The sequence below is a fragment of the Pseudomonas sp. TE3552 genome (assembly GCF_056278945.1).
In genome coordinates, this window is sequence record NZ_JBWBQJ010000001.1 from 3,496,323 (window position 1) to 3,509,768 (window position 13,446).

Below are 13,446 nucleotides of genomic sequence, written 5' to 3' on the forward strand. Positions count from 1 at the left end.
CAAACTGGCTGCTTTGTTCCAGTCAGGTTCTTCGTTCGACCAACGGTGGTCGTCGTCACTGGAACGTTTTAATTTTGCACGGTTCTTATCCGTGTCGCTTGTAGGAACACCCAATGACTATGTCTACTCAAATCCACACCCAGGATGCCATTCGCACCCTAACCAATGCTTTTGCACCAATGAACTGCCTGATCATGGCCGCTCGCAAAGGCTGTTTCAGCTTTACCCTGGTCAACGAACACGGCATCGCTCGTCACAGCGAACGCCTGTACCCCGATCAATACTCCAGCGCCGAACCGCTGCAGGCCGTGATCGACCGTACTCGCCAGGCACTGACTGCCTGAGATACCAGAAAGGCCGAAACCTCAAAAGCCCTGCTAAAGCGGGGCTTTTTATTGCCCGATGTTTCTCTTTTAGACTCCATGGCCTAAGCACCAACCGATATAACGGTTATAACTAGATGCCGGAAATATTTTAAAAACAGTCCTTTACAGCAAAATAATGACACTACACTTCAACTCAAGCGGCTTGATCCGCTTCCGGCGAGCCTGAGTCGATCCATTGCTGCCAAGGCCACCTTCAGGTATCGCCGACCACTTCATGTTTCGAGGGCGTTATGGGTATCGCTGCCAGCGAACTGTGCCGTTATGTGATCCGTCCGACGTTGATCTACCTCGGACGCCATAGCGCGACTGCCGAATCCCTGCTGCTGGGCATCGCCGCCAGCCAGTCCGCCCTTGGCTCTGCCCTGCATGACCGCCGCGGACACGGCCTGTACCGAATCGCCGAACCTCGCCACCAGGCCCTCTGGGATCATTACCTGGCCCTGGACCCGGAACGGGCGAGCCTGGTCCGCGGCCTGGCCAGCCAGCATGCTTTTCTCAGCGGGCCGCACCTGGAATTGACCGTCAATCTGCGTTATGCCACGGCTATCGCCTGGCTGTTGGTAGAAGAACAGAACACTCCCCTCCCCGCCTCCGACGACTTGCTGGGAATGGCGCGAATCTGGCGCCAGACCTTTCAACCCCAAGGTCGTTTGAGAGATTTCACCTACGCCTGGCAAACCTGTGTTTCACCGCTGAATCAGCTTGCCTGCTGATCACCCGTTTTTCCGAAGATCGCACAACATGTCGCGATTCTGGTCGGATTGTCCTACAAAACCGCTATAACTCAAGCGATACAGCCTATGGCGCCCGAACGAAAATGTTGGTAATTTTCGCCCCGGTGATCACCAGGAGTTCTAATAATGAAAAAAGTAATACTCAAAACCACCCTTAGCCTCGCCGTTGCCTTGGCATCCACCCAGATTTTCGCAAGTGGCTTCGCCCTCAACGAACAAAGCATCAGCGGGATGGGGACAGGTTTTGCCGGGCGATCTTCATCTGCCGACGACGCATCTACAGTTTTTGGTAACCCTGCCGGCATGTCTCGCCTCAAGCGCGAACAAGTGACCGGTGGTGTTGCATTTATCGACGCGCACGCTGATATCAGTGATGCGAGCTCAAGTCCGAATAGTGGCACCAACAAAGGTGACATGGTCCCTTTCATGGGCGTGCCCATGGGCTACTACGTAAAGCCAATCGATGACCACTGGGCATTCGGTTTCGGCGTCTACGCTCCATTCGGCCTGGTCACCGATTATGAGAACGGCTTTGCCGGCCGTTACTTCGGCAGCAAGAGCGAAGTAAAAATCGTAACCCTGCAGCCAACCGTCAGCTATGCCTTCAACGACAAGGTGTCGATCGGCTTCGGTCCGACCATCAACCGCATTGACGGCACCCTGGAGTCGAACCTGTCGATCACCCAGGCCGCACCGGACGGCAAGGTCAAGATCAAAGGCGACGATACTGCGCTGGGTTACAACATCGGCGTACTGGTTCAAGCCACCGACAGCACGCGCGTCGGCCTGACCTACCACTCGAAAGTGAAGTACAAGCTCGAAGGTGATACCAAGGTCAACTACAACGTCCTCGCGGCCGTGGGCCAGAACCCAAGCCAGAAGTACGACGCGTCACTGGACATCACCACGCCTGAGTCGGTCGACCTCTCGCTCACTCACCAACTCGACGACAAGTGGACTCTCTACGCAGGCAGCACCTGGACTCGTTGGAGCCGCCTGAAAGAAATCTCCGTCGAAAACAAAGGTGTTCCGGCCATTCTGAACGGCCAGTTCGGTACCATTACCGAAGAGCAGAACTGGCATGACACCTGGGCTCACGCCATCGGCGCGTCCTACCAGCTGAACAAGGAATGGGTGCTGCGTACTGGCCTGTCTTTCGACCAGGCACCGACCAACAACGTCAACCGCTCCCCACGCATCCCGACGGGCGATCGCAAGATTTTCAGCCTGGGCGCCGGCTGGAGCCCGACCGACGACCTGACCATCGACGTGGCGTACTCGTACCTGCATGAAGAGTCGGTCAAGATCAACAACAGCAACAACCGTGGCCAGACCTACAACGCCAAGTATGAAAACTGGGCGAACGGTTTCGGTGTAGGCGCGACCTACCGTTTCTGATGATTCACGGCGAACCTGAACCTCTCGCCGCCTGAATTGAAAAAGCCCCGCGCTCTTGTATAGAGGCGGGGCTTTTTAGTGGCCGCTGGTCAGGGTTTCGAGGCCAGGGCCAATCCGGCAAAAGCCATCGGCAGTACGGGAACGCATCGATATATCGAGGCATCCTTGAGCAATCGTCAGAAAACGAAATACTCGCCTTCGCCGCTCGCTAGCAAGCCCCCATGCCCAACTGCATCAATGCCAGACCACCCTGACGCCAGCCCCACCACGCCAAGGCCAGCAACATGACGCCGAGGGCGATAGCAGCCATTCGCGGCCAAAGACTGTTCATGCTGCACTCATCCGGGTTTGCAGACGCGCCACAGGCTGCTCGCGCACCGGCCAGTTCAGGGCTGCGGCCAACAGACTCAAGAGAATCGCCACCTGCCAGATCAAGTCGTAGCTCCCGGTTCGGTCATACACCACCCCGCCCAACCAGCCGCCGAGGAACGAGCCGAGCTGGTGAAAGAGGAAAACGATCCCACCGAGCATGGACAGATTTCGTACACCGAACAAGGTTGCCACGGTGCCATTGGTCAACGGCACCGTCGACAACCAGAGAAAGCCCATGGCCATGCCGAACAAATACGCCGTGACCTGAGTGACCGGCGCCCAGAGGAACAGCGCAATCACCACTGCCCGCAACAGATACAGACCGGTGAGCAAACGCGGTTTGGACATCCGCCCGCCAAGCCAGCCCGCGGTATAGGTACCGAAGATATTGAACAGCCCGATCAGCGCCAGCACTGTGGTGCCGACGGAGGCGGGCAAATGTTGGTCCACCAGATAGGCCGGCAGGTGCACACCGATAAACACCACTTGAAAACCGCAGACAAAAAAGCCGAACGCCAACAGCCAGAACCCCGAATGCGAGCAGGCTTCGTGCAGCGCTTCAGAGAGGGTTTGCTCGTGCCCAAGCACCGGCAGCGGTTTGTCTTTAAGCATGCTTACCAGCGGCACGATCAGCGCCACCAGCAGACCCAACACCAGCAACGCCGCAGACCAGCCAAGCCAGCCGATCAATCCCAGCGTGCCGGGCAACATGGCGAATTGACCGAAAGAACCGGCGGCGCTGGCGATCCCCATGCCCATGCTGCGTTTTTCCGGCGGCACGGCACGGCCTACCACGCCAAGGATCACCGAAAACGAAGTGCCGGACAGACCGATACCGATCAACAGTCCGGCGCTCAAGGACAAAGTCACCGCTGAGTCGGACAACCCCATGAACACCAGGCCCACGGCGTACAGAACACCACCGATCAGCACCACCTTGGCGGCGCCAAAGCGGTCGGCCAGTGCACCGGTGAACGGCTGCGCCAGGCCCCAGATCAGGTTCTGCAGGGCAATGGCGAAGGCAAACACTTCACGACCCCAGCCAAACTCGGCACTCATGGGCGCCAGGAACAGCCCGAAGCCGTGTCGCACCCCCAAGGACAACGCCAGGATCAGCGCACTCCCCAACAGCACCCAACCGCACGTACGCCACATCGATGTCATTGTTGTTCTCCGGTAGCGGGTATATACCCGCTTAAGATCGAACAAACCGGCTTCAAGCCAGTTCGTCCAGCAGTTTCAGCAAGGTTTCACGCTTCTCGGCACCCAGACGATCAATCAACCGCTGCTGCGCCGCTTCCCAGGCCGGCAAGGCCGCTGCCAGGCGTTCACGCCCCGTTTCAGTGAGTACGACGATGCGATTGCGCATGTCCTCGCCCTCGACCAGCGTCACCAGGCCTTCGCCCTCCAGCACCCGCAAATTGCGCCCCAAAGTACTGCGATCCAGGCCCATGGCCTCGGCCAGCGTCGAGATACTCGGCTGATCCAGACGCTGCAGGTTGCACAGCAAAGAATACTGGGCAACGTTGATCCCGAAGCCGTCGAGAGCGCCGTCGTAGTGCCTGCTGACGCCACGAGCGGCGCGACGCAGGTTGGTACACAAACATTGAGAAGGAAGCATGGTGCGTGTATATACCCGCGGTTAAATGAAAGCAAATTTTTTGAAACATATTACCGTAGGGGCAACGCGAGCCCCACTAGCACCGCCACCTCCAGTAACTCCAGCAACGCACCGGCAGTATCACCAGTCGTCCCACCCAATCGCTGCAACATCACTTGCCGCAACCAGACAAACATCACAGCTGCCAGCGCGAGCGCCCATACTCCGCTGAGGCCCGCCATCAATACACAGGCCACCGCGCTGATCACCAACACCTGTTTCCCGGCCAAACGCGGCAGATGGTCGGCCAGCGCCTGCCCCAATCCACCGGGACGCACATAAGGCGTGGTCAGGAATAACCCCAGCAGGGCACTGCGACTAATCAGTGGAACGATGATCAGCACCACGCTGTGCTGCTGCTCAATCAACGCCAGCAACGCGGCTAACTTGAGCAGCAACACCAGCACCAGCGTTACCACCGCGATCGGCCCGCTGCGCGGGTCTTTCATGATGCTGAGAGTGCGTTCCCGGTCGCCATAACCGCCGAGCCACGCATCGGCGCTATCGGCCAGGCCATCCAGGTGCAACGCGCCGCTGAGTACAACCCACACGGTCAACAGCAGCGCGGCGTGAAGCAACAACGGCGTGCCCAGCAACAGCCCGTTCAGCGCCCACACAATGGCGCCGAACAGCAAGCCGACCAGCGGATAGAACAGCAGCGACCGGCCCAATTCTTCGGGTGTCGGCATACCCGGCAGGCGAATCGGCAAGCTGCTCAGAAATTGCAGGGCGATCCAGAAGGGCAACATGGTCAGATCGCTTCCCTTAGTAAAACACCCGCATCAACCGACAACGAGAACAGCGCACCATGGCCAACCTCGACATTGAGCAACTGTTCACGAGGCAATCCGCGCGCCTGAGCCAGCAGCAACCGCATGACGCCGCCATGGCTGATCAACAGGATTCGCTCCCCCGCGTAGGCCGCGTGCAGCCGTTCGATGGCCGCCAACACCCGCGTCGAAAAGTCCGCAACCGCCTCACCGTCAGGGGGGGTGAATGAATAGGGATCGGCCCAGAACAACCCCAATGCCTCGGCACTGGTTTCCATCAGCGCCGCCGCGCTCTGCCCTTCCCAGGCGCCGAAATGCAGCTCTTGCAGGTCTTTATCCAGCAGCACCGGCAAATCCAGTTGCGCCCCAAGCTCTTGCGCAAAGCGTGCACAACGCTGCAACGGCGAGCTGACCAAACGATCCCAAGGTCCCTGCTCGACCACTGCAGCGCGCATCTGCTCCCAGCCCTTGCCGGTCAGCGCATCGTCGAGGCTGCCGCGCAAACCGCCGCCGAGTTCGGTTTCGCCATGGCGCAACAGGTCCAGGTGCAAGGTCATGCCGGGCGATCCGCCACCGCGGCTTCGGCGAAGGTCGCCATCTGCCCGTGAAGATCACAAGCCAGGCGCAGCAACGGCACGGCCAACGCCGCACCGCTGCCCTCGCCCAACCGCAGACCGAGGTCCAGCAACGGTTCGGCGTTGAGGGTTTCGAGTACATGACGATGACCCGGCTCGGCGCCACGATGACCAAACAGCAACCACTCACGGCAAGCCGGATTCAAACGCACGGCCACCAGCGCAGTGACACTGCAAATAAACCCGTCGACCAACACCGCGACGCCTTCCTGAGCACAAGCCAGGTACGCGCCGACCAGCGCAGCGATTTCAAAACCGCCGAGGTTGAACAAGGTCTGCAGCGCATCGCCACGTTGAGCGCCATGCAACGCCAGGGCGCGTTCGATGACCTGGGCTTTATGGCTGACACCCGCTGCGTTCAACCCGGTGCCCGGCCCGGCCAGATGCACCACCGGGCAATCGAGCAAGGCACAGGCCAACGCGCTGGCCGCCGTGGTGTTGCCGATGCCCATTTCGCCACCGATGAACAACTGCGCACCTGCCGCAATAGCACGCTGCGCACTGTCGCGGCCGGCCTGCAAGGCGAGTTCGCCCTGAGCCTGAGTCATCGCTGGTCCCAGGACGAAATTCGCCGTGCCCGGGCCGATGTTCAGGTGACGCACACCCGGCAGGTTCAACGACGGCGTCACGGTGCCGAGGTCGACCACTTCAAGGGAAGCCCCCAACTGCCGCGCCAACACGCTGATTGCCGCACCGCCGCTGACGAAGTTGTGCAGCATCTGCCCGGTGACTTCCTGCGGAAATGCCGACACCCCTTCGGCGACCACGCCATGGTCGCCGGCAAAAATCGCGATCCACAGCTGATCGAGCGTCGGCTTGACCTGCCCCTGCAACCCGGCCAGTTGCACCGCTACTGCTTCGAGCCGGCCGAGAGATCCAGCCGGTTTGGTCAGCTGCTGTTGACGCGCCTGCGCCTGTTCGACCGCTTGAGCATCGATGGGCTTGCACGGGTTCAGCCACCAGGAGTGAGTCATAACGCAGTTCCTTTCAAAGTCAGGGGCAGGCCGGCGACGGTCAGGACGACACGTTGGCAGCGCTCGGCCAAGGCTTGATGCAGCCAACCGGCTTCATCGACATAGCGGCGAGTCAATTCGCCCAGCGGCACGACACCCATTCCGGTCTCGTTGCTGACAAAAATGATTTCACCCGGCAACGACGCCAGGCAGTCCAGCAGGGCCTCGCGTTCGGCCGAAAGGCGCTCGGCATCGTCGAGCATCAGCAGATTGGTCAGCCACAGCGTCAGGCAATCCACCAGCAAGCAACGGTTGGCACTGGCGTTTTCGCGCAGCACCCGGGCGAGTTCCAGTGGTTCTTCGATCAACGCCCACTCGGCCGGACGACGGGCGCGGTGATGGGCCACCCGTTCGTTCATTTCACCGTCCAGGGGTTGGCTGGTGGCGATATACGTCACGGCCAGACCGCTGTCGGAGGCGAGTTTTTCAGCCAGGCGGCTTTTGCCTGAACGGGCGCCGCCGAGGATCAGTTGCAGCATGTTCATTCCTTAAAATGTGCGGTGTCGGGGCGGGCCAGTGCAGCCACCTCAAATCCCACAGAGTTCACGCAGCAACGAGGTATCCAGATGCTTCTCCACCAGATCCGCCAACCGCTCGATATCGCGCTCGCGCAAGGCGTGATAATCCACCTCCTGCACATCCTGCAAACCCGCCCAGCGCAGCAGCGCACTGCACGCTGCCGGCGACTCGAACAAGCCATGCAAATACGTGCCGAAAATCTGCCCATCGGCACTTTGCGCACCATCGCGGCGACCATCGTCCAGCTGCACGGCGGCGCTTTCCAGCGCCGGCCCGGTGGTCACGCCGGCATGGATTTCATAGCCACTGACCTGCGCATCTTCCAGCGCCAGACGCCCACGTACATTACGCAACTGCTTCTCTTGTTCGAGCTGCGTTTCGAATGCCAGCAAACCCAAACCGGCACTGGAACCCGGCGCGCCTTCGAGGCCCAACGGGTCATGCACCTGCTCGCCGAGCATTTGCAAACCGCCGCAGATCCCCAGCACATTTCCGCCATAGCGCAAGTGCCGCGAGATGGCCTTATCCCAACCGTTGGCCCGCAGATACGCAAGGTCGCCGCGCACGCTTTTCGAGCCGGGAAGAATCATCAGGTCAGCCGGCGGAATCGCCTGACCGGGGCCTATGAATTGCAGGTCCACTTGCGGATGCAGGCGCAGCGGATCGAAATCGGTGTGGTTGCTAATGCGCGGCAGTACCGGCACCACCACTTTCAATACTTGATCGGCCTTGTCGGTCTGACGCTGATCGATGCCGTCCTCGGCCTCAAGATGCAGATCCATCACGTAAGGCAAAACGCCGATCACCGGTTTGCCAGTGCGCTCCTCCAGCCAGTCGAGGCCTGGTTGCAGCAAGGCGATGTCACCGCGAAAACGGTTGATGATGAAGCCTTTGACCCGTGCCTGTTCGCTAGGCGATAGCAGTTCCAGGGTGCCTACCAGATGGGCGAAAACCCCGCCGCGATTGATGTCGGCGATCAGCACCACCGGGCAGTCCACCGCCTCGGCAAACCCCATGTTGGCGATGTCGCCGGCGCGCAGGTTGATCTCTGCCGGCGAGCCCGCACCTTCGACCATCACCACTGGATACGCCGCGCTCAAACGCTTATGGGAGGCCAGCACCGCTTGCATGGCGATGGCCTTGTAGTCGTGATAAGCGACCGCGTTCATCGTAGTAACGGCGCGACCATGAATGATCACTTGGGCGCCGGTATCGCTGTTGGGTTTGAGCAGCACCGGATTCATGTCGGTGTGCGGTTCAAGGTTGGCGGCCTGGGCCTGCACCGCTTGAGCGCGACCGATCTCGCCACCGTCGGCGGTCACTGCACTGTTGAGGGCCATGTTCTGTGGCTTGAACGGCACGACGCTCACGCCCTGACGCCTGACCCAGCGACACAGCGCCGTCACCAGTGTGCTTTTACCAGCGTCGGACGTTGTGCCTTGCACCATCAACGTGGCGCCCTGCTCCATCAATCCGGTCATTGCGCTTCCTTGACGTAGGCTTCAAGCGCTTGCGCGAGACGCTGCCAATCCGCTTCATCTGCTGGCAAGCCAAATCGCAGGCTGCTGTTGTGGGTGAACAATCGCAACAGAATGCCGCGCCGGGCCATGAACTCATGCAGTGCTTCAGCGCACTCGGTGATCAGCCACTGAAACAAGGCGCAGCCGCCCTGAGGTTTGAAACCGTACTGCTCGAGTAGCAACGCCAGACGCTCGCCAGCCTCGTCAGTGCGAATGCGCTGCCGGGTGTGCCCATCCGTATCCGTCAGGCAAGCCTGGCCCAGGACTCGGGTCGGCCCACTGACCGCCCAGGGCCCGACCTGTTCGGCCAGCAGTTTGAGCAACTTGCGCTCGGCCAGCACAAACCCCAGCCGCACTCCGGCCAGGCCGAAAAACTTGCCGAAGGAGCGCAACACGATCAAGCCGGTCTGATTGGCGAACGGCGCCAGACTCAAATGCGGTGTGTTGTCCATGAACGCCTCGTCCACCACCAGCCAGCCACCGCGCTGGGCCAAGCGTGAATGCCAGTCCAACAGGCGAGCCGGGGTAAGGCTCAGCCCCGTGGGATTGTTCGGGTTGACCACCACCAGCACGTCGAGGCTGTCGAGAAAGAAATCGACTTCCGACTCCAGGACTTCACGCACGATGTAACCGTTACGGCGCCAGGCTTCGGCGTGCTCGGCGTAACTCGGCGACAGCACACCGACCTTGCCGGCGCGACGCAAACGCGGCAGTAACTGAATCGCCATTTGCGACCCGGCCACCGGCAACACTTGGGCCGCACCGTAATAATCACAGGCCGCTTGCTCCAGACCGTCATCGGTTTCCGGCAAACGCGCCCAGGCTCGCAGTGGAATGTCCGGAACCGGGAATGGCCAGGGCGCGAGGCCACTGGACAGGTCGAGCCAATCGGCTTCGGCGATGCCATATTGAAGCGCCGCCTTACGCAACCGGCCACCGTGTTCAAGCATAGAATTCAGCCCCCACGCAAAGAATCAGCAGCCATAACCATACCCCGCGCTGGACCAATTGCCAGCCACGGTCGATGGAATCGGCATCCGCCGGCACGCCTTCGCCCAGTTGTGGACGCTGATGCAATTCACCGTGATAGATCGCCGCCCCGCCCAACTCGACCCCCAGCGCACCGGCACCGGCCGCCATGACCGGCCCGGCGTTCGGGCTGTCCCAGGTCGGGCCCTGGGTACGCCAGCATTTCAGCGCCAACCGGGTTTTACCCAGCAGCGCATAGGTCAACGCTACCAGTCGTGCGGGAATGTAGTTGAGGACGTCGTCGATCTTCGCTGCAGCCCAACCGAAACGTTCGAAGCGTTCGTTGCGATAACCCCACATGGCATCCAGGGTGTTGCTCAGACGATAAAGCACCACACCGGGTGCACCGGCCACGGCAAACCAGAACAGCGCGGCGAACACCGCATCGCTGCCGTTCTCCAGCACCGACTCGGTGGCGGCGCGGGCGACTTCGGTTTTGTCCAGTTCGCTGGTCTGACGGCTGACCAGATAGCCGACGCGTGCCCGCGCCTCGATCAGATCATCACCGCGCAGGGCCTTGGCCACCGGCTCGACGTGCTCGCCGAGGCTGCGCATGCCGAGGGCACAATAGAGCGCGAGAATCTCGACAATCCAACCGACATAAGGCGCCCAGGAAAGTGCGGTGACCAGCAAGGTCAGCGGCACGACCGCCATCACCCAAGCCGTAACCCCGTGGCTGCGCCAGCCACGGCCGCCGGAGTTGAAACGCTGCTCGATGCGATCGGCAAAACGACCGAACGCCACCAGCGGATGCCAGCGTTTGGGTTCACCCAGCAGCGCATCCAGCGCGACCGCGGCGACACTCAACAACGCCACACTCATTGACTCACTCCCCAATAATTTTCATACAGCAATTCGCCAAGGGGACGCGCCTGCGCCCAACCTTCGAGTACCAGCATCGGCGCCGGATAGAATTCCTTGACCGGTCCCAGACAAAGAACAGCCAAAGGCTTGGCCCCGGCCGGCAGCCCTAACAACTCCGCCAGGGCTTGCGGTTCAAACAGCGACACCCAGCCCATGCCCAGGCCTTCGGCGCGGGACGCCAGCCAAAGGTTCTGGATGGCGCAAGACAGCGACGCCATGTCCATTTCCGGCAAGGTACGTCGGCCGAAGATATGCCGCTCACGATCGTCCATCAGCGCGGCGACCAGCACCTCGGCGCAGTCGTTGATGCCTTCGACCTTGAGCTTCATGAATTCGTCGGAGCGCTCGCCGAGGGCTTCGGCGGTGCGGATACGTTCGTCTTCCACCAGTTGCTGGATCTTACCGCGCAGGGCCCGATCGCTGATGCGGATGAAACGCCAGGGCTGCATCAGGCCGACACTCGGCGCCTGGTGCGCGGCTTCGAGCAGACGCCTCAATAACGCAGGCTCGACCGTGCCACCGCTGAAGTGGCGCATGTCGCGACGTTCGCCGATGGCTCGATAGACGGCTGCGCGTTCGACTGCGGAAAAGGCGTTGTCGGTCATGGCCTGCTCGCGATGGCGGTCTCACGATCAGGCACAAATAGCGCAGCAATCGCTTGAGGGTTAGACGGAAAATAAAAATGCACATAAGAAGCGGTCATCCGCCCCTCACGATAAACCGCCTCCGCCCCTCGCCCACCATTCGGGCTCAGCCCACGAGCAATCGGTTCAAGCTCGGTGCTGGTCAGCGAATGGTGATAGGTGTGCCCCCGCAGCAAACCTTCCGGCAATTCAACCGCCTGCAGGGCCAACGCAGCGAGACGCTTCTGCATCACCGCGTCACCGCTCAACAAGCCGACCAGTTCGGCGCGAGTGCCCTCGACATCGGTCAGCGAATCCAGCAGATAGAGCATGCCGCCACATTCGGCCAACAGCGGTTTGCCCGCGGCATGGTGAGCGCGGATCGCCGTCAGCATCGAGGTGTTTTGCGCCAACGCCACGTGGTGCAATTCAGGGTAACCACCCGGCAGATAAAGGCTGTCTGCCTCCGGCAACCCGCTATCGCGAATCGGCGAGAAGAAAGACAATTCGGCGCCCATCGCCCGCAGCAGATCCAGGCTCGCGCCATAGGTAAACGCGAAGGCTTCGTCGCGGGCCACGGCAATCCGCACACCGGCCAGCAACGGTTCGGCCGCGATCATTTCAGGCGCGGCGAATTCCACGGCCGGCGGCAGCGCTACGTCGCAACTGTTGGCCAATGAATCGGCTGCCGCATCGAGACGCATATCGAGGTCATTCAGCTCGCTGGCCTGAACCAGGCCCAAATGCCGACTCGGCAGTTCGATTCCCGTTTCTCGCGACAGCGCGCCGTACCAGCGCAAGCCTTCAGTCAGGCTGCCTTCGAGCAATTGCGCGTGACGCAAAGTGCCGACCCGGTTGGCCAACACGCCGGCAAACGGCAAATCCGGCTGATAGCGCGCAAGGCCCAGGGCCAATGCGCCAAACGTCTGCGCCATGGCAGTGCCGTCGATCACGCCCAGCACCGGCACGCCGAAGTGCCGCGCCAGATCAGCACTGGACGGCGTACCGTCGAACAGCCCCATGACTCCTTCGATGAGGATCAGATCGGCTTCGCCAGCGGCTTCCCACAATAGACGACGACTTTCCTGCTCGCCGACCATCCACATGTCCAGTTGATAGACCGGTGCACCGCTTGCGCGCTCGAGAATCATCGGATCGAGAAAGTCCGGGCCGCATTTGAACACGCGAACCTTGCGCCCCTGATTGCGATGCAAACGGGCGAGCGCGGCGGTGACGGTGGTCTTGCCCTGACCGGAGGCCGGCGCGGCAATCAATACCGCCGGGCATTGACGTGGTTGACTCACAACTCGACGCCTTTTTGCGCTTTGATCCCGGCCTGGAAGGCGTGCTTGATCATGCCCATTTCGGTGACGGTGTCAGCCAGTTCGATCATCTCCGGTTTGGCGCCGCGACCGGTGACCACCACGTGCTGCATCGGCGGACGGGCCTGCAAGTCGCTGAGCACCTGATCGAGGTCGAGATAACCGTGCTTGAGGGCGATGTTCAACTCATCGAGTACCACCAGACCGATGGACGGGTCGCTCAGCAGTTCGCGGGACACCGCCCAGGCGGCTTCGGCGGCGGCGATGTCGCGCTGGCGATCCTGGGTTTCCCAGGTGAAGCCCTCGCCCATCACATGAAAACGCACCTGTTCCGGGAAGCGCCGGAAGAACAGCTCCTCGCCAGTGCTGTTGCGCCCCTTGATGAACTGCACCACGCCGCACTGCATGCCGTGGCCCATGGCCCGCGCAAGCATGCCAAACGCCGAACTGCTTTTGCCTTTGCCGTTACCGGAAAGCACCAGCAGCAAACCGCATTCATTCGGCGAGTTGGCGATGCGTTCGTCGATCACCGCTTTTTTGCGCAGCATGCGCGCCAGATGGCGTTCGTCACGATCGGGGATATCAGTCATAGGGGAGCTCT

At 61.0% G+C, this 13,446-nt stretch carries 16 protein-coding genes; 3 read left to right on the forward strand and 13 right to left on the reverse strand.

Translation table 11 applies throughout. The annotated features are described in order from the left end of the window. Positions 1 to 119: 119 nt before the first annotated feature. The 3 genes from ACZ9BB_RS15645 (at position 120) to ACZ9BB_RS15655 (ending at position 2,518) form a co-directional block, all read left to right on the forward strand. The gene (locus tag ACZ9BB_RS15645) at positions 120 to 344 is read left to right on the forward strand and encodes a hypothetical protein (RefSeq protein ID WP_476218329.1); all 225 of its coding nucleotides are present in this window, start codon (positions 120 to 122) and stop codon (positions 342 to 344) included. Positions 345 to 616: 272 nt separating this feature from the next. Further along, positions 617 to 1,099, forward strand: a complete 483-nt coding sequence (locus ACZ9BB_RS15650; protein WP_476214521.1) for a hypothetical protein — start codon at positions 617 to 619, stop codon at positions 1,097 to 1,099. Positions 1,100 to 1,246: 147 nt separating this feature from the next. Then, complete coding sequence (locus tag ACZ9BB_RS15655; RefSeq protein WP_476214522.1) at positions 1,247 to 2,518, forward strand: OmpP1/FadL family transporter; 1,272 nt, start codon at positions 1,247 to 1,249, stop codon at positions 2,516 to 2,518. Between the two features lie 208 nt (positions 2,519 to 2,726). Here ACZ9BB_RS15655 and ACZ9BB_RS15660 read toward each other — a convergent pair whose 3' ends face one another. Genes ACZ9BB_RS15660 through cobO form a run of 13 tightly spaced genes read right to left on the reverse strand, consistent with a single transcriptional unit; the run spans position 2,727 to position 13,435 of the window. Next, on the reverse strand, positions 2,727 to 2,849 hold the full coding sequence (locus tag ACZ9BB_RS15660) for a hypothetical protein (protein WP_476214523.1): 123 nt from the start codon (positions 2,847 to 2,849) through the stop codon (positions 2,727 to 2,729). Continuing rightward, entirely contained in the window at positions 2,846 to 4,054 is a 1,209-nt protein-coding gene (locus ACZ9BB_RS15665) for an MFS transporter (RefSeq protein ID WP_476214524.1), read from the reverse strand. The genes ACZ9BB_RS15660 and ACZ9BB_RS15665 overlap by 4 nt, the downstream gene beginning before the upstream one ends. Before the next feature lie 52 nt (positions 4,055 to 4,106). Beyond that, positions 4,107 to 4,511 (reverse strand): MarR family winged helix-turn-helix transcriptional regulator, encoded by a 405-nt coding sequence (locus ACZ9BB_RS15670; protein WP_476214525.1) that lies wholly within the window; start codon positions 4,509 to 4,511, stop codon positions 4,107 to 4,109. Positions 4,512 to 4,561: 50 nt separating this feature from the next. Further along, positions 4,562 to 5,299, reverse strand: coding sequence for an adenosylcobinamide-GDP ribazoletransferase (locus ACZ9BB_RS15675; protein ID WP_476214526.1), 738 nt, complete (start codon positions 5,297 to 5,299; stop codon positions 4,562 to 4,564). Positions 5,300 to 5,301: 2 nt separating this feature from the next. Then, the gene (gene cobC / locus ACZ9BB_RS15680; protein WP_476214527.1) at positions 5,302 to 5,877 is read right to left on the reverse strand and encodes an alpha-ribazole phosphatase family protein; all 576 of its coding nucleotides are present in this window, start codon (positions 5,875 to 5,877) and stop codon (positions 5,302 to 5,304) included. Then, positions 5,874 to 6,929, reverse strand: coding sequence for a nicotinate-nucleotide--dimethylbenzimidazole phosphoribosyltransferase (gene cobT, locus ACZ9BB_RS15685; protein WP_476214528.1), 1,056 nt, complete (start codon positions 6,927 to 6,929; stop codon positions 5,874 to 5,876). Before cobT ends, cobC begins: the two co-directional genes overlap by 4 nt. Continuing rightward, complete coding sequence (gene cobU / locus ACZ9BB_RS15690) at positions 6,926 to 7,447, reverse strand: bifunctional adenosylcobinamide kinase/adenosylcobinamide-phosphate guanylyltransferase (protein WP_476214529.1); 522 nt, start codon at positions 7,445 to 7,447, stop codon at positions 6,926 to 6,928. Before cobU ends, cobT begins: the two co-directional genes overlap by 4 nt. Positions 7,448 to 7,495: 48 nt before the next feature. Next, positions 7,496 to 8,956, reverse strand: a complete 1,461-nt coding sequence (locus ACZ9BB_RS15695; RefSeq protein WP_476218331.1) for a cobyric acid synthase — start codon at positions 8,954 to 8,956, stop codon at positions 7,496 to 7,498. Between the two features lie 8 nt (positions 8,957 to 8,964). After that, positions 8,965 to 9,957: a threonine-phosphate decarboxylase CobD gene (gene cobD / locus ACZ9BB_RS15700; RefSeq protein WP_476214530.1), complete on the reverse strand. Its 993-nt coding sequence runs from the start codon at positions 9,955 to 9,957 to the stop codon at positions 8,965 to 8,967. Beyond that, the gene (gene cbiB, locus ACZ9BB_RS15705) at positions 9,950 to 10,858 is read right to left on the reverse strand and encodes an adenosylcobinamide-phosphate synthase CbiB (RefSeq protein WP_476214531.1); all 909 of its coding nucleotides are present in this window, start codon (positions 10,856 to 10,858) and stop codon (positions 9,950 to 9,952) included. Before cbiB ends, cobD begins: the two co-directional genes overlap by 8 nt. Continuing rightward, complete coding sequence (gene bluB, locus ACZ9BB_RS15710; RefSeq protein ID WP_476214532.1) at positions 10,855 to 11,505, reverse strand: 5,6-dimethylbenzimidazole synthase; 651 nt, start codon at positions 11,503 to 11,505, stop codon at positions 10,855 to 10,857. Before bluB ends, cbiB begins: the two co-directional genes overlap by 4 nt. Beyond that, the gene (locus tag ACZ9BB_RS15715) at positions 11,502 to 12,827 is read right to left on the reverse strand and encodes a cobyrinate a,c-diamide synthase (RefSeq protein ID WP_476214533.1); all 1,326 of its coding nucleotides are present in this window, start codon (positions 12,825 to 12,827) and stop codon (positions 11,502 to 11,504) included. Before ACZ9BB_RS15715 ends, bluB begins: the two co-directional genes overlap by 4 nt. Continuing rightward, positions 12,824 to 13,435 (reverse strand): cob(I)yrinic acid a,c-diamide adenosyltransferase, encoded by a 612-nt coding sequence (gene cobO / locus ACZ9BB_RS15720; protein WP_476214534.1) that lies wholly within the window; start codon positions 13,433 to 13,435, stop codon positions 12,824 to 12,826. Before cobO ends, ACZ9BB_RS15715 begins: the two co-directional genes overlap by 4 nt. Positions 13,436 to 13,446: the final 11 nt, after the last annotated feature.